This is a genomic window from Streptomyces sp. CLV115, assembly GCF_038448545.1.
GTDB lineage: Bacteria > Actinomycetota > Actinomycetes > Streptomycetales > Streptomycetaceae > Streptomyces > Streptomyces sanglieri.
This window is the reverse complement of sequence record NZ_JBCEWQ010000153.1, coordinates 1-20,553: the sequence shown is the minus strand read 5'-3', so window position 1 is coordinate 20,553 and position 20,553 is coordinate 1. Positions and strand designations below refer to the sequence as shown.

The window sequence follows — 20,553 nt, the reverse complement described above, 5'->3', positions numbered from 1 at the left end:
GGGGCGGGCCAGTTCCTGGAGGTCGCCGATGAGCGAGGCCAGCTCGGTCATCTGGGCCTTGACCGACTTCATCAGGGCCTTGCGGTCGTCGGGCGGGATGGGGCGGCCGGTGTCCTCGCTGCGGGCGAGGAGCTCGACGTTGGTACGCAGGGACGTCAGCGGGGTCCGCAGCTCGTGGCCGGCGTCGGCGATCAGCTGGGCCTGGCGGTCTCGGGAGCTGGCCAGGGACGCGGTCATCGAGTTGAAGGAGCGGGACAGCCGGGCGATCTCGTCCTCGCCCTCGACCGGGATCCGGACGGTGAGGTCCTCGGTACGGGCGACGTGCTCGACGGTCTCGGTGAGCTCGTCGACGGGGCGCAGCCCGGTGCGGGCGACCCAGAGGCCGGCCGCGCCCGCGCCGATGACGCCGATGCCGGAGACGGCCAGCAGCATCCAGGCGAGGGTGGAGAGCGGGTCGGTGATCTCGCTCATCGGGCGGGCGATGGAGACCGCGAAGCTGCCCGGGGCCAGGCCGGGCGCCGGGTTGCGGGTCTCGTACGCGTAGGTGTAGACGCGCATCCGCTCGCCGCTCTTCGTGCTGGCCGTGTGCAGGACGTCGTCCCGCACACCGGCGGCCACGGCGATGTCGGCGGCCGTCACGTCGATCGGTGAGGCCTCGGCGGAGGTGCAGGTGCTCCCGGACACGGTGACGAGCTGCACGGTGTACGTCCCGCCGATCGGCGGGACGGTCGCCCGGTCGGGGTGGGTGCAGGCGATGAACAGCTTCTGCATGTAATCGTTGCTGACCGTGACGTTGCGCAGCGAGGAATCCAGCTGGCTCTCCAGCTGCGCCTTCGTCGCGAACCAGCAGGCCGCCGCGACCGCCGCCACGGCGACCGCCACCGCCGTCGCCACCAGCAGCGCCAGCCGGGACCGCAGCGGCAGGGCGCGGAGCCGGCGCAGGGTGCCGGTCATCCGTCACCGCCGCCGGAGCGGAGCGCGTAGCCGACACCCCGCACCGTGTGCACGAGGCGTGGCTCGCCGCCCGCCTCGGTCTTGCGGCGCAGGTACATCACGTACACGTCCAGGGAGTTGGAACTCGGTTCGAAGTCGAAGCCCCACACCGCCTTGAGGATCTGCTCGCGGGTCAGCACCTGGCGCGGGTGGGCCAGGAACATCTCCAGCAGGGTGAACTCGGTGCGGGTCAGCTCGACCCGGCGGTTGCCCCGGGTGACCTCGCGGGTGGCGAGGTTCATCCGCAGGTCCGCGAAGGCCAGCTCGTCGTCGGCGGGGACCGCGCCGCCCGCCGAGGCCGCGTACGAGCTGCGGCGCAGCAGGGCCCGGATGCGGGCGAACAGCTCGTCCAGCTCGAACGGCTTGACCAGGTAGTCGTCGGCGCCCGCGTCGAGACCGGTGACCCGGTCGCCGACGGTGTCGCGGGCGGTGAGCATCAGGATCGGGATGGTGGTGCCCGCGGAGCGGAGCCGGCGGGCGGCGGTCAGGCCGTCCATCCGGGGCATCTGGATGTCGAGCACGATGAGGTCGGGGTCGTACGAATCCGCCTTGGCGAGGGCGTCGAGGCCGTCGACGGCCACCTCGGTGCCGTAGCCCTCGAACGCGAGGCTGCGCTGCAGGGCCTCGCGCACGGCGGGCTCGTCGTCGACGATCAGGATGCGCTGCGGATCGTCTTCGGCGGGGCTCATCGCTCGTCGTCCTCTTCTCGTGCCGTGCGGTCCCGGGCGTTCCGGGACGTCGTGCTCTCAGCCTCGCACGGCCATGGCACGTCGTCGTGCGGCCCGGCGCTTGCGGGCGGTGGTGGTACGGACCTCCGGGGCGCGGTCCGTACCGTGAGTGGCCTGTTCGCTCACGAGCGCGAGGGGCAGGGCCAGGTCGGCCGGGCCGGTGGGGGTGTGGGCGGGGTGGTGCATGTGTCGGTCTCCTCGGGAGGTTCAGGAGTCTCAGGAGCTGTTGCCGGCCCGCAGGGTGTCGAGGTCGGCCTTGAGTGTGTTGACCGGGATGGCGAAGCCGAGACCCACACTGCCGGCGCTCGAACTGCTGGATCCGCCGGACGAACTCGCCGAGTACATCGCGGAGTTGATGCCGATGATCTCGCCGTTCATGTTGATCAGCGCACCGCCGGAGTTGCCGGGGTTGAGCGAGGCGTCGGTCTGGATGGCCTTGTACGTGGTGGTGGACTCGCCGGTGTCGCCGTTGAACTGCCGCCCGCCGAACTCGAACGGCCACTGCTCGCCGCCGCTCTGTCCGCCCTGCCCGCCCCGGCCCTGGCCGCTGCCGTCCTCCTTGGCGACGGTGACATCGCGGTCGAGGGCGGAGACGATGCCGCTGGTGACGGTGCCGGTGAGGCCCTCGGGCGAGCCGATCGCCACGACCTGGTCGCCGACCGCGACGGCCGAGGAGTCGCCCAGGGTGGCCGTCTTCAGCCCGCTCGCGCCCCGGAGCTTGATCAGCGCGAGGTCCTTGTCGGGGTCGGTGCCGACGACATCGGCGGTGTACGTCTTGCCGGTGCTGAGCGTCACCTTGACCGACGAGGCACCGGAGATGACGTGGTTGTTGGTGACGATCTCGCCGTCGGAGGTGATGATCACGCCGGAGCCGGTGGACTCGCCCGCGGTCGAGGTCGCGTTGATCTCGACGATCATCGGCGAGACGGCCTTGGCGACACCGGAGACGGTGCCCTTGTCGCTCTGCGAGACGGTGGTGCCGGGGACGACGTCGGAGGCCGCGCTGTTCGTTCCGCCTCCGGTGAGCTGCTCGATGACGGTGGCGGTGCCGCCGCCGACGATTGCCGCGGCGATCGCCACGGCCGCCAGCAGGGCGACCGGCCTCCTGGCCCGGTGCCGGGGCGCGGCCGGCTCGGGCGGTGCGGGCGGCGGGAAGGCCGGTCCGTTGCCGCCGTTGCCGCCGTTGCCCGCGTCGCCGCCGTGCCCGTCGGCGGCGTTCCCGCCGGGCCACACGGTGGTTCCGGGGCCGGTCGCGATCGGTTCCGCGGGCCGGTATGACGGCGGCGGCGGGTAGGCCGCGTCGCCGTTGCCGTACGAGGGGTACATCGGGTACTCGCCGCTCGGGCGCTGGCTCTCTGTCATGCATACGAGCGTGTCCGGCGAAGATGAGAGAAGCCTGAGCCCCCGCTGAGAAGCCCGGCAGAAGCTCGTATGCCCGATATAAGGACCGGCCCGGCAGGACAGGGACACCGGTCCACCACCCGGCCGTCGGCACCCCGGCCGGCCGCGCTTCCCGACCGGCCGTTGCCCGGCCGTCGGCTCCCCGGGCGTCGGCTCCCCGACCGGCCGCCAACCGACGGCCGTTACCCGACCGGCCGCCAAGACGGCCGTTATCCGATCGGCTTCCACCCGGCCGTCGGCACCTCGACCGGCCGCGTTTCCCGACCGGTCGTTGCCCGGCCGTCGGCTCCCCGACCGGCCGCCAAGACGGCCGTTACCCGACCGGCTTCCACCCGGCCGTCGGCTCCCCGACCGGCCGCGCTACCTGACCGCCGGCTCCCCGCAGCCGCACGAGCGCCGCACCACCAGCGCCGACGGGAACTGTTTCAGCCGTTCCCGCCGCGATCCCGACACCCGCAACGAGTCGTCGAGCACCAGGTCCACCGCGGCCCGTGCCATCGCCGGGCGGTCCGAGAAGACCGTCGTCAGCGGCGGATCGGTCAGCCCGGCTTCCTTCACGTCGTCGAAGCCCGCCACCGCGAGCTCCCCGGGCACATCGATGCGCAGCTCGCGCGCGGCCCGCAGCACACCGATGGCCTGGTCGTCCGTCGAGCAGAAGATGGCCGGCGGCCGGTCCGGACCGGCGAGCAGCTTCAGCGCCACCTGATACGCGTCGTAACGGTTGTACGGGGCCTGGAAGAGCCGGCCCTCCGTCGAGCGGCCCGACTCGTGCATCGCCCGGCGCCAGCCCTCGACGTGGTCGGCGACCGGGTCACCGACCGCCGGGGTGGACTCCACGCCGCCGAAGCACGCCACGTACTCGTTGCCGTGCTCCAGCAGGTGCCGGGTGGCGAGCTGGGCGCCGCCGACGTCGTCGGTGACGACCGCGACGTCCTCGATCGCCTCCGGCCGCTCGTGCAGCAGCACGACCCGCGCGTCCCACGCCTCTATCTCGGCGGCCGCCCGCTCGCTGGGGCCCTGGCTGACCAGGATCAGGCCGGAGACCCGCATGCCGAGGAAGGCCCGCAGATAGTGGACCTCGCGCTCGTCGCGGTAGTCGGAGTTGCCGACGAGCACCATTTTTCCGCGTTCGGCGGCGGCCTGTTCGACCGCGTGCGCCATCTCCGCGAAGAACGGCTGCCGGGCGTCCGGCACGATCATCCCTATGAGATCGGTCCGCCGCGACGCCATCGCCTGGGCAACCCGGTCGGGCCGGTAGCCCAGCTCCTTGATCGCGGCGAGCACCCGCTCGCGCGTGGCCGGGGCGACCGGCCTCGGTCCGTTGTTGATGACGTAGCTGACGACCGCGGTCGACGTCCCCGCCAGTCTCGCCACATCGTCCCGCGTCACCTTGGCCACGCGCGGCAGTCTACGCGGATATACCTACCGTCCGGCAGGTCGGACCGGGGCTTCTTCCTTCGCCCCGTCGGCCCGTGGCTGCTCCGAACGGGCTACGGGTCCGGCGGCCGCCTTCACCGCGGCCCGCTCCTTGGCCTCCTCGGCCGTGCGCTCCACCTTCTCGGGCGTCACGAACCGGTAGCCGACATTGCGGACGGTGCCGATCAGCGACTCGTGCTCGGGGCCGAGCTTGGCGCGCAGCCGCCGCACATGGACGTCGACTGTGCGTGTACCGCCGAAGTAGTCGTAGCCCCAGACCTCCTGGAGCAGCTGGGCGCGGGTGAAGACCCGGCCCGGGTGCTGCGCAAGGTACTTGAGCAGTTCGAATTCCTTGAAGGTCAGGTCCAGGACCCGTCCCTTCAACTTCGCGCTGTACGTGGCCTCGTCGACCGAGAGGTCGCCGTTTCGGATCTCCATCGGGGAGTCGTCGCAGGAGATCTGCTGCCGTCCGGTGGCCAGCCGCAGCCGGGCCTCCACCTCCGCCGGTCCCGCCGTGTCCAGCAGCACGTCGTCGATGCCCCAGTCCGCGGTGACGGCCGCGAGACCGCCCTCGGTCACGACGAGGATCAGCGGACAGCCCGGTCCGGTGGACCGCAGCAGCTGGCAGAGCGACCGCACCTGCGGAAGGTCGCGGCGGCCGTCGATCAGGATGACGTCGGCACCGGGGGTGTCGACGAGAGCGGGGCCTTCGGCGGGTGCCACCCGCACGCTGTGGAGCAGGAGTCCGAGGGCGGGGAGCACCTCCGTCGACGGTTGAAGGGCATTCGTCAGGAGCAGCAGTGAACTCATCGCCGCCCACCTGCCTGGGTCGTCGGTCGATGATCGTGCACGGTTCGCTCGCCCATTACGTCGGTCCTCCTCGTTCCCTGCGAGAGGGGCACTCCCGGGCCGGGCCCGGGGGAGTATGCGGCAATTCTTCGTACGTATTCGTGCTGGTCCCACGGTGCGGTCCCGCGCCCCGGGACCGCTGAGCTTGTGGAAACGTCGCCGTAACAACGCCTGGAAAGCACAAAAGGACCCGGGGGCTGCTCTGCCCGGATCCTCTTCCCAGCACAATAGCCCACATGAGTTCTGTGTCCGAGGGGCGCTTTCGGGGTTCCGCTGTTCCCTTGCTCACGCCCGGTCCCCTGCGCACCACATTGCGTACCGGTGACGGGGTGCGGATCGAGGCGGTGTACGAGCCGTGCACGGCAGGTGCCGGGGCCGTTGCGGAGTCATCCTTCGACGGTACTGCGATCGTGCTCGCGCACGGTTTCACCGGTTCGGTGGACCGGCCCGCGGTGCGGCGTGCCGCCGGGGTGTTCGCCGGGCGTGCGGCCGTGGTCACCTTCTCCTTCCGGGGCCACGGCGGGTCCGGCGGGCGGTCGACGGTGGGCGACCGCGAGGTGCTGGATCTGGCGGCGGCGGTGGCGTGGGCGCGGTCGCTCGGACACCGCAGGGTGGTGACCGTCGGGTTCTCGATGGGCGGCTCCGTGGTGCTGCGGCACGGGGCGCTCTACGCGGCCCGGTCGGCGGGCGACACGGGCGCCGGTGACGATCTGGAGCTTACGGAGCGCGAGGGGCGCGCCGGGGCGCGTGCGGAGGAGCACGCGGATGCGGTGGTGGCCGTGAGCGCCCCCGCCCGCTGGTACTACCGGGGCACGGCTCCGATGCGCCGGCTGCACTGGGTGGTCACCCGGCCCCTGGGCCGGCTGGTCGGCCGCTACGGCCTGCACACCCGGATCGACCGCGACGAATGGAACCCGGTGCCGCTCGCGCCGGTCGAGGCGGCCGGGCTGTTCGGCCCGACGCCGCTGCTGATCGTGCACGGCGACCGGGATCCGTACTTTCCGCTGGACCACCCGCGGTCGCTGGCCGACGCGGCGGGCGACGGCGCCGAGCTGTGGCTGGAGCGCGGCATGGGTCACGCGGAGAACGCCGCGGACGAGACCTTGCTCACCCGCATCGCCGACTGGGCGGTGACACCGTGACCCATCATGGACAGCTGACGAGAGACGAGAGGAGTGGCGCCATGCCTGCGGGAATCATCCGCTACTGGGCCGCCGCCAAGGCCGCGGCCGGGACCGCGGAGGAGCCGTACACGGCTGCGACCCTCGCCGAGGCGCTCGACGCGGTGCGTGAACGGCACCCCGGAGAGCTCACCCGAGTGCTGCAAAGGTGCTCGTTCCTCATCGACGGTGACCCCGTGGGCACCCGCGGCCATGAGACCGTACGCCTTGCCGAGGGCGGCACGGTCGAGGTGCTCCCGCCGTTCGCAGGAGGGTGAACCGCAGAACATGAGCAGCAACGATCAGCAGCATCCGTACGGACAGGACCCGGGCTACGGGTACGTCCCCGGACCCGACCCGTCGAACGGCCGGCAGCCGCAACAGCCGCAGCCGCAGCAATCGGCACAGCCGCAGCCGCAGCAGTCGTACGGCGATCAGTCGTACGGGGCGCAGTCCTACGGCGACCAGCAGTCCTACGGCGACCAGCAGTCCTATGGCGGTCAGCAGTCCCACGGTGGTCAGCAGTCCCACGGTGGTCAGTCGTACGGCGGTCAGTCGTACGGCCACCAGTCCTATGGCGCGCAGCCGTACGGTCAGCAGCCCTACGGTCAGCAGGCGCAGGGCCAGTACGACCCGAACCAGGCGCCCCAGGCACCCCAGGCGGGCCCCGGGCAGGCGTGGCCGGCCGGGTATCCGCAGGATCCCGCCGCGCCCGTGGCGCACGGTCCGCAGGACCCCGGCGTCGCGCAGACGTGGGAAGGCCAGACCTGGGACACCCAGTACCAGCCGGTCCTCCACTCCGCCCAGCCCGCGCAGCCCGAGCAGCCCGCGCAGCAGCCCGTTCCGGCCGCCGCCGAGACCGCCTACCTGCCGCCGCAGGGTGCCACGGGCGGGTACCCGCTGCCGCCCGAGGCCCCGGCGGCCGAACCCGCTGCCGCTGCCGCCTCCGCCCCCGGGCACGACGCGGACGGCTACAGCGCCCCCACCACCCTGGGCAACAGCCGCATCACCGACGCCCAGCGGGCCCGCGCCGAGGGCCGCTCGCCGATCATCGCGCCGGGCATGCAGCCCGCCGCGATCACCGCCGGGCTCGGGCTGCTGCTCGCCCTCGGTGCCGCGATCGGGTCGTACGCCCTGGTCGTGCCGCTGGTGCTGCTCCAGGCCGTGACCGCGGCCGGCTGGTTCCGGCTCAACGGCATGTGGCCGGCCCGGCAGGGCATCGCGCTCGCGTTCGCGGGCGGCCTGGTCGCCGACATCGCGCTGCTCGCCGCGGGCCGGGAGAACGGCCCGGCCGCCATCCTCGGCACCCTCGGCGTCTGGGTGCTGCTCACCGTGGTCCTCCAACTGCGCAGCCGCGCGAGCGCCGACGAGCGGATGCAGGGGCTGATGGCCACCGTCGCCTCGGCCGCGCTCGCGGTCCTGGCCGCCGGGCACCTCGCGGCGGTCCCGGACGCGGTGACCGTGGGCGGGGTGGCCGTCGCGGTCGCCGTGCTGGTCCGCGCGCTGCCGCTGCCCGGACCGGCATCGGTCGTGGTGGCGCTGCTCGCCGCGACGGGCGGCGGCGCCGTGGCCGGGACGCTCACCGACCTGGGCACCAAGGGCGCGCTGCTCGGCCTCGCGGCGGGCGGCTGCGCACTGATCGGGCTGCGGGTGGCGAGCTACGACTACCCGTCGCGCTTCGTCCACATGACCGCCGGTGTGGCGCTGCCGCTCACTGCCGCGGCGCCCGCCGTGTATCTGATCGGCCGCGCGATCTCGTAGTTCCCGGCGCGGGCGCCCCGGGAACCGAAGAGGGGTGCCCGCTCGTCGATCACTCGGGGCGTCGTGCACATTCGGTGGACGTGCGGGGCGCCAGGGGCCGGGCCGGATTGCAGGGTGGGGGAAAGAGCGGGCATGCGTGCACTGCGGATACTGCTGGTCGTCGTGGTGGTTCTGGGCGGGATCTTCGTCGCCGTCGACCGGGCGGCGGTGTACTTCGCCGAGTCGGAGGCCGCGGGGCGGGTCAAGGTCACCGGTGCCACGATCGGCTCGACGGACATCTCCATCAAGGGATTCCCGTTCCTGACGCAGGTCGCCGGGAATCAGCTCGACGAGGTCGACGTGGAGATCACCGGCATCGAGACCGACGCCAACGGCCACCGGCTCCGGATCAGCACGATGAACGCGGCGCTGCACGACGTGAAGCTGTCCGAGGGCTACTCCAGCGCCACCGCCGCCCGCGCCACGGGCACCGCCGTCATCTCGTACAAGGACCTCACCGAGGCCGCCAGCGAGGGCGTCGCCGTCGAGTACGGCGGCAACAACAAGGTGAAGGTGACCGGCACCGTCGACGTCCTCGGCAACCCGATCTCGCGCAGCGTCCTGTCCACCGTCACCCTGGTCGACGGCCACACCCTGCGAGTGCGCGCGGACCAGGTGCCCGGCAAGGGCATACCCGGGCTGGAGGGGCTGGTGCGCAAGAAGACCGACTTCGACCGCGAGGTCGGCGGCCTGCCCAGTGGTCTCAAGCTCCAGAAGATCCAGCCCACCAAGGACGGCCTGGAGATCTCCGTCACCGGCACGGACGTACAGCTCGCCGGCTGAGGCACCCCGCACGCCCCGGCCCCTGACGCGTCGGGGCCCATGACCTCCTGCGACCTCCTGTGACCTCCTGCGCTCGGTCCAGGCCCCCCGCACGCACTCGCACGCCCCGCACGCCCACGTACGCAGCGTCACGCGGCGCCGCGCAACATCGCGCCACATATTGAGACGGCTGTGTCCGGTCCGTAGATGGCTGGTGCCCGCCCGCGATGCGGGAGTGGCGCGAGGGGCGATTCGCCCCCACTCGCGTCCCGTATTGCGGACGATCGCGTCTCAGGATGCGACACGGCGGTGACATGGCCGCCCGCACCTCCCTACGATCGGTCCCATGCAGTGCTCTATGGGCGGTCTCCCACAGCGGGGACGGGCGGATCTCACGAAGCGGCGGGCAGTGGACCTGTGCCGCGTCGCCGCCATGCTCTGTCGCACTGTCTGAGCGGGAGCCTTCGGCGCCCCGCGTTCCCCCCGGCCCTTCGACCGAAGTCAGGGCCCATCCCGATCGCCGCTGTACGTGCGCCGCAGGCCGCGCCGACGTACATCCGCATCACGCACCGTCTCGCATCATCTCGCCGCAGACTGCCCCGGAGGAGAACAGAATGAGCCGCAGTGACGTCCTGGTAGACGCCGACTGGGTCGAGGCCCACATCGACGACCCGAAGGTCGCTCTCGTCGAGGTCGACGAGGACACCTCGGCGTACGAGAAGAACCACATCAAGAACGCGATCCGGATCGACTGGACCAAGGACCTCCAGGACCCGGTCCGCCGTGACTTCATCGACCAGGCCGGGTTCGAGAAGCTGCTGTCCGAGAAGGGCATCGGCAACGACACCACGGTCGTCCTGTACGGCGGCAACAACAACTGGTTCGCGTCCTACGCGTTCTGGTACTTCAAGCTCTACGGTCACCAGGACGTCCGCCTGCTCGACGGCGGCCGCAAGAAGTGGGAGCTCGACTCCCGCGACCTGGTCGACGGCGACCAGATCCCGTCCCGCCCGGCCACCGAGTACAAGGCCCAGCCGCAGGACGAGTCGATCCGCGCCTACCGCGACGACGTCGTGAAGGCGATCGGCAACCAGAACCTGGTCGACGTGCGTTCGCCCGACGAGTTCAGCGGCAAGCTGCTCGCCCCGGCGCACCTCCCGCAGGAGCAGTCCCAGCGCCCCGGCCACGTGCCGAGCGCCCGCAACATCCCGTGGTCGAAGAACGCCAACGACGACGGCACCTTCAAGTCGGACGACGAGCTCAAGGCCCTCTACGAGGCCGAGCAGGTCGACCTGGCGAAGGACACCATCGCCTACTGCCGCATCGGCGAGCGCTCCGCGCTCACCTGGTTCGTGCTGCACGAGCTGCTCGGCCAGGAGAACGTCAAGAACTACGACGGTTCGTGGACCGAGTACGGCTCCCTCGTGGGCGTGCCGATCGAGCTCGGCGCCAACAAGTAACCCCGCACGACCCGGACCGGCACGACCCCCGACCAGAAGGACAGAACACCATGTGTGGAGCAAAGGCCGGCGGCCCCGACGCTTCGACCATCAAGCCCGGTGAGACCACCATCCAGGGCAGCGTGACCCGCGACGGCGAGCCCGTCACCGGCTACGTCCGCCTGCTGGACTCGACCGGCGAGTTCACCGCCGAGGTCCCGACCTCGGCGACCGGGCAGTTCCGCTTCTACGCGGCCGAGGGCACCTGGACGCTGCGCGCCCTCGTACCCGGCGGCAGCGCCGACCGCACGGTCGTGGCGCAGACCGGCGGCCTCTCCGAGGTGGCGATCGCGGTCTAGCGCGTCGCGCACACAGATCGGCCGAAGGGCCGTACCCCAGGGGGTTGGACGCCTTCCTGAACGGGGTACGGCCCTTCGAGCCTTTCGTACGGGCGGAAACAGGGCCCACGTCATGGGCCGGGGCGGGCCTACGCTGGAGGTATGTACGCCCGACGCCGGCGTGGCTATTTCCTGATGATGGGCGGTTGCATCGTCCTGTTCGTATCGGCCTGGGCCTTTGTCAGGCTGTGGTCGATGCCCGCCGCGATAGCGATGTGCCTCGTCGCGATGGTGATCCCGCCCATCGCGGCCATGGTGGCCAACCGGCGGGGGCCGGACGACCGCTGGTGGGACGATCCGTCCGGCGACCCGAAGTCCGACGAGTGGTGGGACGAACTCGACGGCAAGAAGCGGCGGTAGGGCTGCTCGACGCTCTCGCGTCAGTAGACGAGGGCCTGGACGCCGTCGGCCATGATCTCGCTGACGAAGACCTGGGCACCGGCGATCCGTACGCCCTCCAGGACGTCCTGCTCGGTGATGTCACGACGGGCCGCGCACTGCGTGCACAGGGTGATCCGGCCGCCCGCCTGGATCGATTCGATCAGATCCGGCAGCGGCGCGGCGTGCGGCAGTTCGAATTCGGCGGCGCGTCCCGGCAGTGCGAACCACGAGGACTCCCCGGTCAGCCAGAGCGAGACCTCGACCCCGCTGGCGACGGCGACCGCGGCCACCGTGAACGCCTGCGAGCAGCGCTCGGCGGAGTCGGCACCTGCGGTCACCTTGATCACGAGCTTCTTCGGCATATGCCGAACTGTAATCGTCGAGGGGGCAACCTCCTCCTGCAGGTGGCAGTCGGGTAGGTGCGCGGATAACGGAATCAGCGCTTCTGGTCTCGTGGGGGGACCCCAATTGGAACCGAAAGACACCATTTCTGACGGGCCGGCACCCGAGGTCGAGCACCTGGCCGAGGTCGAGCACCTGGCCGAGGCCGAGCGCCCGGCCGAGGCCGACCCCGTGGCCGAGCCCGTGACCGTGGCCGAGGCCGACGCCGCACCGGCCGTCACGCCGCCACCACCCGCCGCAACGGCCGCGACGCCGATGGCCGCCGTGCCGATGGCCGCCGTGCCGATGGCCGCCGTGCCCGTCGCGAAGCGCCCGCGCGGGCGTACCGCGCTGCTCATCGCCGCTGCCGCGGTGCTCGGCATCGCGGGCGGCACCGCCGTGGGCTACGACGTACAGGCCGGACGTGCCCCGACACCGCTGCCCGCCCTGTCGCAGCCCGATCTGGCCTACCCGGCGAAGGCGCTGCCCCCGGGCGAGGGCCCCGACCCGCTGTCCGCGTCCCAGGACCGCCGGGTCGGGACGGACGGCGACCTGCGCAAGCTGATCGTCGACCGGCCCGCGGGCTGGAGCGACGACGACGACTCCGTGCCGGGCCTCGGCGGCGGCTATGTGACCCCGGACATGTACGCCCGCTCCTCGTACAAGGAGGAGGGCTCCATGTACGAGTACTTCCTGGAGTACGACGTGCGCCGGATCGCGGCCGCCGCCTGGAAGCGCGGGCAGTACCGCACCGCCGAGGTCTACCTCGTGCAGTTCGGCTCGGGAACCGTCCAGGGGGCCCAGGACTTCGCCGAGGGCCAGCTCGCGTACATGCCCGATTCCAGGCTCGGCGGCGCGGGCAACAGCGGTGATGCGATCAAGGGCAGCGGCAACGGCCGCTACTACCTCTACAAGGTCGACCGGAAGCCGGGCTACCTGCCGTCCTACCACGCCAGGGCCACCGTGTACCGGGGCGACATCGCGGCCGACATCCACCTCTACGACACGGCACCGATCAGCAAGAAGGACATCCGCACGTTGGCCGAGAGACAGCTGGAGCGCCTGTGAACGACGTGACCACGCAGACGACCGCTCCGGACGCGACCGCCGACGCCGCGACCGCCGACGCCGGGACCGCCGCCGACGCAGCGACCGCCGGCGCCGGGACCGCTGCCCCGGGCCGTCCGCGCCGGATGATCCTCATGGCGCTTCCCGTGGTGCTGGTGGTCGCCGCGGTCGCGGGTGCGGCCGTGCGCACCGGGAACACGGTGGACGGCGCCGACCGCAGCGCCAGGACCCGCCTCTGGGAGGAGCCCGCGCACAAGCCGGGCAAGGACCCGGCCGGTGACGTGGCCCGGGGCCGGGCCTCCACCGCGCTCAGCAAGCTGCTGCTGCCGGTCCCGGCCGGCTACCGGCTCGGCCCCGACAACGGGGAGCTGGGCAACGACGGCGAGCAGAGCGGCAAGAAGGCGACCGCCGCCATGAAGCAGAACGCCCACGGCCTCGCGGGCAGGGAGCGCCGGGCCTACGAGAAGCGGATCGACAAACTCCGTATCGAGGGCATCGCAGCCCGCTCCTACACCGGGGACGCCAACAACCTGACGATCAGCACCCAGATCGTGCGGATGAAGGACAAGAAGGCCGTCCGGAACCTGCACACCTTCAGGACGGGCCTCTTCGAGGCCATCGGCATCTTCCGCACGGAGCCGAAGATCGAGGGGCACCAGCGGAACGCCAGGTGCTACGTCCTGCGCAAGGGCAGCAAGGACGCCATCGGGTCGATGAACTGTCTGGCGTACGACGGCGAGCTGAGCATCAGCCTCTCGGCCTCCGGCACCAAGCCGTTCGACCGCAAGGCCGTCGCCGAACTCCTGAAGGACCAGCTCGACCACATCGCGTCACCGGGGGAGTACGTATGACCGAGCAGACGGCAGAGACACCCGACGCGACCGCGACCGCGACCGTGCCCGCCCCCGAGGCGCCCGCCGAGGCCACCCCCGTACCGCCGCAGGCGCCGAAGCCGCCGCGGCGGGTGCTGCGGGCCGTCGCCCGGTGGACCGCCGCCGCCCTGGTCCTCGGCGGGCTCGGCACCGGTACGGCCTTCGGGATCACCTCGATGGAGCGCACCGACGTGCCCGGTCTGGCCACCGAGAGCGACGGCCGCTGGGACTACCCCCGGCTCGGCCTGCCCGCGCTCCCGGCGGGCTCGCCCCGGCCGTACAGCGACGGCAACGTCGCCGAGATCCACCACGCGGACCTGCGGCGTCTGCTGCTGCCCGCCCCGGCCGGAGCGGTCGTGGACAAGAAGCTCGACGGCGGCTGGGTGAGCACCGCGCGGTACCTCTCCGAGTACGCGAAGGGCGGGCGGTCCGACCTCGCGCAGACGCTGAAGGACTCGGCCCCGCGGCACGTCGCCGCCCGCGGCTGGACCATGCCGGACGGCACATCGACCCGGATCTATCTCGTCCGGTTCAATTCGACGGCCTTCGCCCAGTCCTTCATGGACTCGATCTCCGGGAGCGGATCCGAGGTGCCGCTCGCCGGGGCGCCCGAGACCGTTCTCGACGAGGGCTGGAGCGGCGGCGGCAAGGTGGCGGGCACCTCGTCCTACGTGTACGAGGAGGCGAAGCCGTACGGCGAGGCGCAGGTGCGCCAGGGCTACCTGGTCGCCGGTGACACGTTCGCCCTCGTCGTCCAGTCCCGCAAGGGCAGGGACGGCACCCCGAGCGTTCCGTTCCACCAGACGGTGATCCTGCAGAACCAGCTGCTGGGCTGACCCGTCCCCCGGCGGCCCCCGGCAAACCCCGGACCGGCGGGGCCGGTCCCAACCCATTAGGCTGGGGCCGGCCCCGTACTGCTGCCATAACGCTCGTTGCAAGGAGTTCCCGTGCTTGAGGCATTCTTCTCCGCCCTGCTGGTCCTGGTCTGCGTCGGCGTTCTCGCCTTCGCCGGGCTGACCGTGAAGAAGCTGTACCAGGGTCAGCGCTGACACCTCCCCTGTCCCACCTCACAGATCGTCTGAGCCGCTCATGATCGAGATTCCGTCCGACCTCCACCCGGACCTCGTCCCGCTGGCCTTCCTCCTCGGCAACTGGGCGGGCGCCGGCGTCTCCGACTTCCCCGGCGCCGAGCAGTGCAACTTCGGCCAGGAGGTCACCTTCAGCCAGGACGGACGTGACTTCCTGGAGTACGTCTCGCACACCTGGGTGCTCGACTCCGAGGGCAAGAAGGTCCGGCCGCTGGAGTCCGAGTCCGGCTACTGGCGCATCGACAAGGACCGCAAGGTCGAGGTCGTCATGGCCCGCGACCAGGGCGTCATCGAGATCTGGTACGGCGAGCTGGCCGATCAGAAGCCGCAGATCGATCTGGTCACCGACGCGGTGGCGCGGACCGCGGCCTCCGGCCCGTACACCGGTGGCAAGCGCCTGTACGGCTACGTGAAGAGCGACCTGATGTGGGTCGGTGAGAAGGCCACCCCCGAGGTGGAGCTGCGCCCGTACATGTCGGCGCACCTGAAGAAGGTCGTCACCCCGGAAGAGGTCGAGGAGATGGCGAAGAGCCTCGGTGACCTCCCGGACGACGGCATCGCCTTCTTCAAGTAGACCGCCTTCTCCGGGCAGTCCGCGGGCCCGCCGGCTCGCGGACCGTCTCGCGCAACGGCTGCGGGCGGGTGCCCACCCGGTCCTACACTGGGCGTGTGGTGAGCACCGACTGGAAGACCGACCTCCGGCAGCGCGGCTATCGGCTGACGCCGCAGCGCCAGCTCGTCCTGGAAGCCGTCGACGCGCTGGAACACGCGACACCCGACGACATCCTCTGCGAGGTGCGCAGGACCGCGTCCGGCGTGAACATCTCCACCGTCTACCGGACGCTCGAACTCCTGGAGGAGCTCGGGCTCGTCAGCCACGCCCATCTGGGGCACGGGGCACCCACGTACCACCTGGCCGACCGTCACCACCACATCCATCTGGTCTGCCGCGACTGCACCGACGTCATCGAGGCCGATGTCGCCGTCGTCGCGGAGTTCACCGCGAAGCTCCGGGACAGCTTCGGGTTCGAGACGGACATGAAGCACTTCGCGATCTTCGGCCGCTGTGCCGGGTGCACGGCGAAGGCGGCGGCCGAGAACCCCGCGGACGCGGCGGGCACCGAGGGCGCGGACGGCGCCGGCCGGCCGTAACGCCCGGCCTCTCCGGTCGTACGGTTCACACCGCGTCGTACGCTGGTCGCATGAAGAGCCCCCTGCTGTCCCTGCCCGGCGCCGTCCCCGCCGAAGGCCGCGACGAAGGCGTCGCCGCGCACTACGGCGACCTGTTCCGCGAGCAGCGCGCCCTCGCCGACGGCTCCGGTCTCGTCGACCTCTCGCACCGCGCCGTCGTCACGGTCACCGGCAGCGACCGGCTGGCCTGGCTGCACCTGCTGATCACCCAGCACGTCAGCGAACTCGCCCCGGGCCAGGCCACCGAGGCCCTGATCCTCACCGCCAACGGGCACATCGAGCACGCGCTCTACCTGGTCGACGACGGCGAGACCGTGTGGATGCACGCCGAACCCGGCACCCAGGGCGACCTGATCGCCTATCTGGAGTCCATGAAGTTCTTCTACCGGGTCGAAGTCGCCGACCGCACCGAGGACTTCGCCGTCGTGTATCTGCCGGCCGGCTCCATCGCGGAGGTCCCGGACGGCGCGACGGTACGGGAGACGGCGTACGGCCGGGACCTGTTCCTGCCCCGCGCCGGCCTGGAGGAGTACGCGGCGGCGAACGGCCCGGTGGCAGGCATCCTGGCGTACGAGGCGCTGCGCGTGGAGGCGCACCGCCCGCGCCTCGGCTTCGAGACCGACCACCGCACCATCCCGCACGAGCTGGGCCTGATCGGCACCGCCGTCCACCTCCAGAAGGGATGCTACCGGGGCCAGGAGACCGTGGCCCGGGTGCAGAACCTGGGCAAGCCGCCGCGTCGGCTGGTCTTCCTGCACCTCGACGGCAGCGAGGTGCTGCTGCCCGGACACGGCACCCCGGTGCGGCTCGCCGCGGACGGTGCCGAGGGGCGCCAGCTGGGCTTCATCACCACGTCCGCCCGCCACCACGAGCTGGGGCCGATCGCGCTGGCCCTGGTGAAGCGGAATGTGGCGGTGGACGCCGAGCTGCTCGCCGGGGACACGGCCGCCTCCCAGGAGACGGTCGTCGAGCCGTAGGGCCCGCGGTTCAGACCTCGACGACGACGGTGAACGGGCCGTGGTTCGTGAGCGAGACCCGCATGTCCGCTCCGAACCGGCCCGTCTCCACCTGCGCGCCCAGCGCCCGCAGCTGCTTCACCACCTCGTCGACCAGCGGTTCGGCGACATCGCCGGGCGCCGCCGCGTTCCAGGTGGGCCTGCGGCCCTTCCGGGCGTCCCCGTAGAGAGTGAACTGCGAAATCACCAGAAGAGGTGCATTCACGTCGGAGCAGGACTTCTCGCCCTCCAGGACGCGGAGCGACCAGAGCTTGCGGGCGAGCTGCGCCGCTTTCTCCGGGGTGTCCCCATGAGTGACTCCCACCAGCACGCACAGCCCCTCGCCGACGATTTCGCCGACCACCTCGGGCCCGCCCGCCCCGTCCGCGCCGTCGGTCACCGTGACGCTCGCGCCGTCCACCCGCTGTATCACTGCACGCATACAGACCAACCTATCTTGGGCTGAACGGGTACAGAGCATCCACATAGGACCCACCCAAGTGGCACCATGCTCGGGAGGCGGTGTGCCGACGCACCGGTCGAGGGGATGGACACAAGCATGAGTACCTATGGAACCGGGCAGTCCCCCGGCGCCGTACCGGCCACGCGAACCGGCGCCAGTACCAGCACCAGCACCATGCGGCCACCCGTGCAGCGAACCGGTCACGGTCCGGAGGACGGCCTGTCCGCCGGCCCGCAGCCCGAACTGGACACCCTGAGGCTGCCCGAGCTGCGCACACTGCGCCGCGATTCGCAGCGCGACGAGGCCGACCTCAGCTATGTGCGGCGGCTCGTCCAGGGCCGGATCGACATCCTGCGGGCCGAGCTGGCCCGCCGGCTGGATCCGGAGACACCGGTGGTGGACCGGCTCTCGGAGATCCTCGCCGACACCCCGTCCCAGCACCGCTCCTCCGCCCGGCACGTCACACTGACCACGCCCCGCAGCGACGAGTACCGCCGGCTGGCCGCCGAGACGCTCGCCGAGGTCGAGCTCTCCGACCTCGACGCCCGTACGGACGAAGAGCTGCACACCGCGATGGGGCGTCTGGTCCGCTACGAACAGCAGGTCTCCCGCCGCCGTCACCAGCTGCAACGCACCACTGACGATTGCAGTGCGGAGATCGCCCGCAGGTACCGTGACGGTGAAGCACAAGTAGACGACCTGCTCGCCTGAAGCGATCCTTCCGGGGGCGGGTTCCGCCCGTCCCCGGAAGGCCACCATGACCTCCAGCGCCGCCCCCGCCGCACCATCCGTCATACCCCCCGCTCTCCCCGTCCTGGCCGAGGTCGTACGGTCCGGCTTCGTGGAGGGCCACCACCGGGGCTCGCTGGTCGTGCTGGCCGCCGACGGCAGCGTGGAACGGTCCCTGGGCGATCCGGCGGCGCCGGTCTTCCCACGCTCCTCCAACAAGCCGATGCAGGCCGCGGCCGTGCTGCGGGCCGGGCTCGACCTGTCCGGGCAGCGGCTGGCCCTGGCCGCCGCGAGCCACTCCGGCGAGGGCTTCCACCTCGAACTCGTCCGCACGATGCTCGCCGAGCACGGACTGACGCCCGCCGATCTGCAGACCCCGCCCGATCTGCCGCTGGACCCGGTCGAGGCGGAGTCCTATCTCGCCGCGGGCCGCGTCCGGGAGCGGATCACCATGAACTGCTCCGGCAAGCACGCGGCGATGCTCGCGGCGTGCGCGGCGAACGGCTGGGACCGGGCGTCCTACCTCGACCCGGCGCACCCGCTCCAGCAGCTGGTCCACCGGGTCGTCGAGGAGGCGGCCGGCGAGCCGGTCACGGCGGTCGGCACGGACGGGTGCGGGGCGCCGCTGATGGCGATCAGCCTGGTGGGCCTGGCGCGGGCCTTCCGTACGTTCGTACTGGCGGAGCCGGGGACGGCGGAGCGCCGGGTCGGTGACGCGATGCGGGCCCACCCCGAGTACGTGGCCGGGACGCGCCGGCCCGACACGTGGCTGATGCGGGAGGTGCCCGGCTCGCTCTCCAAGATGGGCGCCGAGGCGGTACAGGCGGTGGCGCTGGCGGACGGCCGGGCGCTGGCCTTCAAGGTCGACGACGGTGCGACGCGGGCGCTCGGTCCGGTGCTGGCCCGCGCGCTGCGGCTGCTCGGCATCGACGCCCCGGTGGTCGCCAGGATCGGGCGTGCCCCGCTGCTGGGCGGCGGCGGCGAGGTCGGCGAGGTCCGGGCGGCCTTCTGACCCGTCCGCCGCACGGCGGCAAAGGGCGGGGAAGGCCGCGCGGGCCGCGGAAGGTGGCGGAAAACTGGGCGACATCCCTGATCCGTGTGCATAGCGTGGCGCGTATGGCTCTCGACATCCGCACGGTCACCACCGCCGAATTCCCCGACTGGCTGCGCGCCAAGCACACCGGCTTCCTGCGCCCCACGACAGGCACGGAGGAAGAGGCGGAACGACGCCTTCCGTACACGGACCTCTCCCGTACGCAGGGCGCGTTCGACGGCGGGCGGTGCGTGGCCACGTTCCGCTCCTTCGCCCAGGAACTCACGGTCGTCGGCGGCGCCGCGGTGCCGGCCGACGCGATCTCCAACGTCACGGTGTCGCCCACGCACCGCCGCCGCGGACTGCTCAACCGGATGATGGCCACGGACCTGGCGGCGGCGAAGGAACGCGGCGAGGTGGTCGCCACGCTGATCGCCGCCGAGTACCCGATCTACGGCCGGTACGGCTTCGGCCCGGCGACCTGGACCACCGAGTGGGAGATCGACGTGCCGAGGGCGGGCCTCGACCCGCGCTGGTCGGGCCCCTCGGAACAGGACGGCGGCCGGATCGACCTGGTGAGCGGCGCCGACGTACGCAAACTGGGCCCGGCCCTCCACGAACGGCTGCGCGCCCGGCAGCACGGCGTGATCGACCGCGACGCGCGCTGGTGGGCCGTGAACACCGGAGAGGTCCGGCCGGGCCCCGGGGCGCCCGGTTCCGAGAGCTGGACGGAGCCCTTCTACGCGGTCTACAGCAACGCCGCCGGCGAGGTGGAGGGCCTGACCGTCTACCGCGCCGACGGCCGCTGGGGCGACTCCAAGCAGCCGCTGAACCGGGCCACCGTGGTCAGCCAGATCGCCGTCACCCCGGCCGCCGAGCGCGCGCTCTGGCACTTCGTCTGCTCGATCGACTGGATCACCACGGTCCGCTCCGGCCACCGCGCCCCCGACGACCTGCTGCCGCTGCTGCTCCCGGACCCGCGCGCGGCCCGCATCGTCACCCAGGCGGACTGGCTGTGGGTGCGGCTCCTGGACGTCGTACCCGCCCTGGAGGCCCGCAGCTACGCGGTCCCCGGCACGCTCACCCTCGACGTCCACGACACCACGGGCCTGACCGCCGGCCGCTACCGCCTGGAGGCCACCCCCGCCGGCGCGAGCTGCACCCCCACCACGGCCGGCGCCGATCTCGCGCTGGACGTAAGGGAGTTGGGCACCCTCTACCTGGGCGACGAATCACCGCTCCGGCTGGCCGCCCTGGGCCGGATCGAGGAGCTCACGCCGGGCGCGGTCGTGACGGCGGAGGGGATGTTCCGGGCGGGGCGGCGGGCCTGGTGCCCGGATGTGTTCTGAGCCGGAGCCGCCCGCGTGAGTGATCCACGAAACTAGGATGGGCACCGAGGGCGGGAC

At 71.9% G+C, this 20,553-nt stretch carries 25 protein-coding genes; 17 read left to right on the top strand and 8 right to left on the bottom strand.

The annotated features are described in order from the left end of the window. The 6 genes from AADR41_RS34330 to AADR41_RS34305 all read right to left on the bottom strand — a co-directional run. The coding region (locus tag AADR41_RS34330) for a HAMP domain-containing sensor histidine kinase (protein ID WP_342285767.1) at nucleotides 1-954 on the bottom strand (954 nt) is incomplete at its 3' end. Next, nucleotides 951-1,682, bottom strand: a complete 732-nt coding sequence (locus tag AADR41_RS34325; protein WP_342285765.1) for a response regulator transcription factor — start codon at nucleotides 1,680-1,682, stop codon at nucleotides 951-953. The genes AADR41_RS34325 and AADR41_RS34330, both read right to left, overlap by 4 nt. Nucleotides 1,683-1,739: 57 nt before the next feature. Then, nucleotides 1,740-1,907, bottom strand: coding sequence for a hypothetical protein (locus tag AADR41_RS34320; protein WP_342285764.1), 168 nt, complete (start codon nucleotides 1,905-1,907; stop codon nucleotides 1,740-1,742). 30 nt (nucleotides 1,908-1,937) lie between these two features. Then, nucleotides 1,938-3,083, bottom strand: coding sequence for a S1C family serine protease (locus tag AADR41_RS34315; RefSeq protein WP_342285763.1), 1,146 nt, complete (start codon nucleotides 3,081-3,083; stop codon nucleotides 1,938-1,940). A gap of 399 nt (nucleotides 3,084-3,482) precedes the next feature. Further along, nucleotides 3,483-4,520: a LacI family DNA-binding transcriptional regulator gene (locus AADR41_RS34310; protein WP_342285761.1), complete on the bottom strand. Its 1,038-nt coding sequence runs from the start codon at nucleotides 4,518-4,520 to the stop codon at nucleotides 3,483-3,485. 24 nt (nucleotides 4,521-4,544) lie between these two features. Next, nucleotides 4,545-5,348 (bottom strand): winged helix-turn-helix transcriptional regulator, encoded by an 804-nt coding sequence (locus AADR41_RS34305; RefSeq protein WP_342285760.1) that lies wholly within the window; start codon nucleotides 5,346-5,348, stop codon nucleotides 4,545-4,547. 275 nt (nucleotides 5,349-5,623) lie between these two features. On the opposite strand from AADR41_RS34305, the gene AADR41_RS34300 reads away from it, so the two are divergent. The 8 genes from AADR41_RS34300 (at nucleotide 5,624) to AADR41_RS34270 (ending at nucleotide 11,306) form a co-directional block, all read left to right on the top strand. After that, nucleotides 5,624-6,529, top strand: coding sequence for an alpha/beta hydrolase family protein (locus tag AADR41_RS34300; RefSeq protein WP_342285758.1), 906 nt, complete (start codon nucleotides 5,624-5,626; stop codon nucleotides 6,527-6,529). A gap of 41 nt (nucleotides 6,530-6,570) precedes the next feature. Further along, nucleotides 6,571-6,825, top strand: a complete 255-nt coding sequence (locus AADR41_RS34295; RefSeq protein ID WP_342285756.1) for a MoaD/ThiS family protein — start codon at nucleotides 6,571-6,573, stop codon at nucleotides 6,823-6,825. Nucleotides 6,826-6,835: 10 nt separating this feature from the next. Then, nucleotides 6,836-8,308, top strand: a complete 1,473-nt coding sequence (locus AADR41_RS34290) for a hypothetical protein (protein ID WP_342285754.1) — start codon at nucleotides 6,836-6,838, stop codon at nucleotides 8,306-8,308. A 132-nt stretch (nucleotides 8,309-8,440) separates the two neighbouring features. After that, a complete protein-coding gene (locus tag AADR41_RS34285; protein WP_342285753.1) occupies nucleotides 8,441-9,130 on the top strand; it encodes an LmeA family phospholipid-binding protein in 690 nt (229 codons plus the stop codon). 325 nt (nucleotides 9,131-9,455) lie between these two features. Next, entirely contained in the window at nucleotides 9,456-9,563 is a 108-nt protein-coding gene (locus AADR41_RS43015; protein ID WP_353782750.1) for a putative leader peptide, read from the top strand. 160 nt (nucleotides 9,564-9,723) lie between these two features. After that, nucleotides 9,724-10,569: a sulfurtransferase gene (locus tag AADR41_RS34280; protein WP_259931442.1), complete on the top strand. Its 846-nt coding sequence runs from the start codon at nucleotides 9,724-9,726 to the stop codon at nucleotides 10,567-10,569. 50 nt (nucleotides 10,570-10,619) lie between these two features. Next, nucleotides 10,620-10,907: a DUF1416 domain-containing protein gene (locus AADR41_RS34275; RefSeq protein WP_018490348.1), complete on the top strand. Its 288-nt coding sequence runs from the start codon at nucleotides 10,620-10,622 to the stop codon at nucleotides 10,905-10,907. Nucleotides 10,908-11,048: 141 nt separating this feature from the next. Continuing rightward, entirely contained in the window at nucleotides 11,049-11,306 is a 258-nt protein-coding gene (locus AADR41_RS34270) for a DUF3099 domain-containing protein (RefSeq protein ID WP_266730944.1), read from the top strand. Between the two features lie 20 nt (nucleotides 11,307-11,326). Here the strand turns inward: AADR41_RS34270 and AADR41_RS34265 are convergent, their stop codons facing one another. Next, a complete protein-coding gene (locus tag AADR41_RS34265; protein WP_124717294.1) occupies nucleotides 11,327-11,689 on the bottom strand; it encodes a DsrE family protein in 363 nt (120 codons plus the stop codon). A 106-nt stretch (nucleotides 11,690-11,795) separates the two neighbouring features. Between AADR41_RS34265 and AADR41_RS34260 the strand changes: the two genes are divergently transcribed. The 6 genes from AADR41_RS34260 to ygfZ all read left to right on the top strand — a co-directional run bounded on the left by AADR41_RS34260 (nucleotide 11,796) and on the right by ygfZ (nucleotide 16,904). Further along, entirely contained in the window at nucleotides 11,796-12,776 is a 981-nt protein-coding gene (locus AADR41_RS34260) for a hypothetical protein (RefSeq protein ID WP_342285751.1), read from the top strand. After that, nucleotides 12,773-13,627 (top strand): hypothetical protein, encoded by an 855-nt coding sequence (locus AADR41_RS34255; RefSeq protein WP_342285748.1) that lies wholly within the window; start codon nucleotides 12,773-12,775, stop codon nucleotides 13,625-13,627. Before AADR41_RS34260 ends, AADR41_RS34255 begins: the two co-directional genes overlap by 4 nt. Continuing rightward, on the top strand, nucleotides 13,624-14,484 hold the full coding sequence (locus AADR41_RS34250; RefSeq protein WP_342285746.1) for a hypothetical protein: 861 nt from the start codon (nucleotides 13,624-13,626) through the stop codon (nucleotides 14,482-14,484). Before AADR41_RS34255 ends, AADR41_RS34250 begins: the two co-directional genes overlap by 4 nt. Nucleotides 14,485-14,737: 253 nt before the next feature. Then, complete coding sequence (locus AADR41_RS34245; protein WP_342285745.1) at nucleotides 14,738-15,310, top strand: FABP family protein; 573 nt, start codon at nucleotides 14,738-14,740, stop codon at nucleotides 15,308-15,310. A gap of 95 nt (nucleotides 15,311-15,405) precedes the next feature. Next, complete coding sequence (locus AADR41_RS34240; protein ID WP_342285744.1) at nucleotides 15,406-15,888, top strand: Fur family transcriptional regulator; 483 nt, start codon at nucleotides 15,406-15,408, stop codon at nucleotides 15,886-15,888. 50 nt (nucleotides 15,889-15,938) lie between these two features. Then, nucleotides 15,939-16,904 (top strand): CAF17-like 4Fe-4S cluster assembly/insertion protein YgfZ, encoded by a 966-nt coding sequence (gene ygfZ / locus AADR41_RS34235; RefSeq protein WP_342285742.1) that lies wholly within the window; start codon nucleotides 15,939-15,941, stop codon nucleotides 16,902-16,904. A gap of 10 nt (nucleotides 16,905-16,914) precedes the next feature. Here ygfZ and dtd read toward each other — a convergent pair whose 3' ends face one another. Then, the gene (dtd, locus tag AADR41_RS34230; protein WP_266689535.1) at nucleotides 16,915-17,364 is read right to left on the bottom strand and encodes a D-aminoacyl-tRNA deacylase; all 450 of its coding nucleotides are present in this window, start codon (nucleotides 17,362-17,364) and stop codon (nucleotides 16,915-16,917) included. Nucleotides 17,365-17,481: 117 nt separating this feature from the next. Between dtd and AADR41_RS34225 the strand changes: the two genes are divergently transcribed. The 3 genes from AADR41_RS34225 to AADR41_RS34215 all read left to right on the top strand — a co-directional run bounded on the left by AADR41_RS34225 (nucleotide 17,482) and on the right by AADR41_RS34215 (nucleotide 20,496). Then, on the top strand, nucleotides 17,482-18,096 hold the full coding sequence (locus AADR41_RS34225; protein WP_342285741.1) for an RsiG family protein: 615 nt from the start codon (nucleotides 17,482-17,484) through the stop codon (nucleotides 18,094-18,096). Nucleotides 18,097-18,142: 46 nt separating this feature from the next. Further along, the gene (locus AADR41_RS34220) at nucleotides 18,143-19,126 is read left to right on the top strand and encodes an asparaginase (RefSeq protein ID WP_342285739.1); all 984 of its coding nucleotides are present in this window, start codon (nucleotides 18,143-18,145) and stop codon (nucleotides 19,124-19,126) included. 104 nt (nucleotides 19,127-19,230) lie between these two features. Then, the gene (locus AADR41_RS34215; RefSeq protein WP_342285737.1) at nucleotides 19,231-20,496 is read left to right on the top strand and encodes a GNAT family N-acetyltransferase; all 1,266 of its coding nucleotides are present in this window, start codon (nucleotides 19,231-19,233) and stop codon (nucleotides 20,494-20,496) included. Nucleotides 20,497-20,553: the final 57 nt, after the last annotated feature.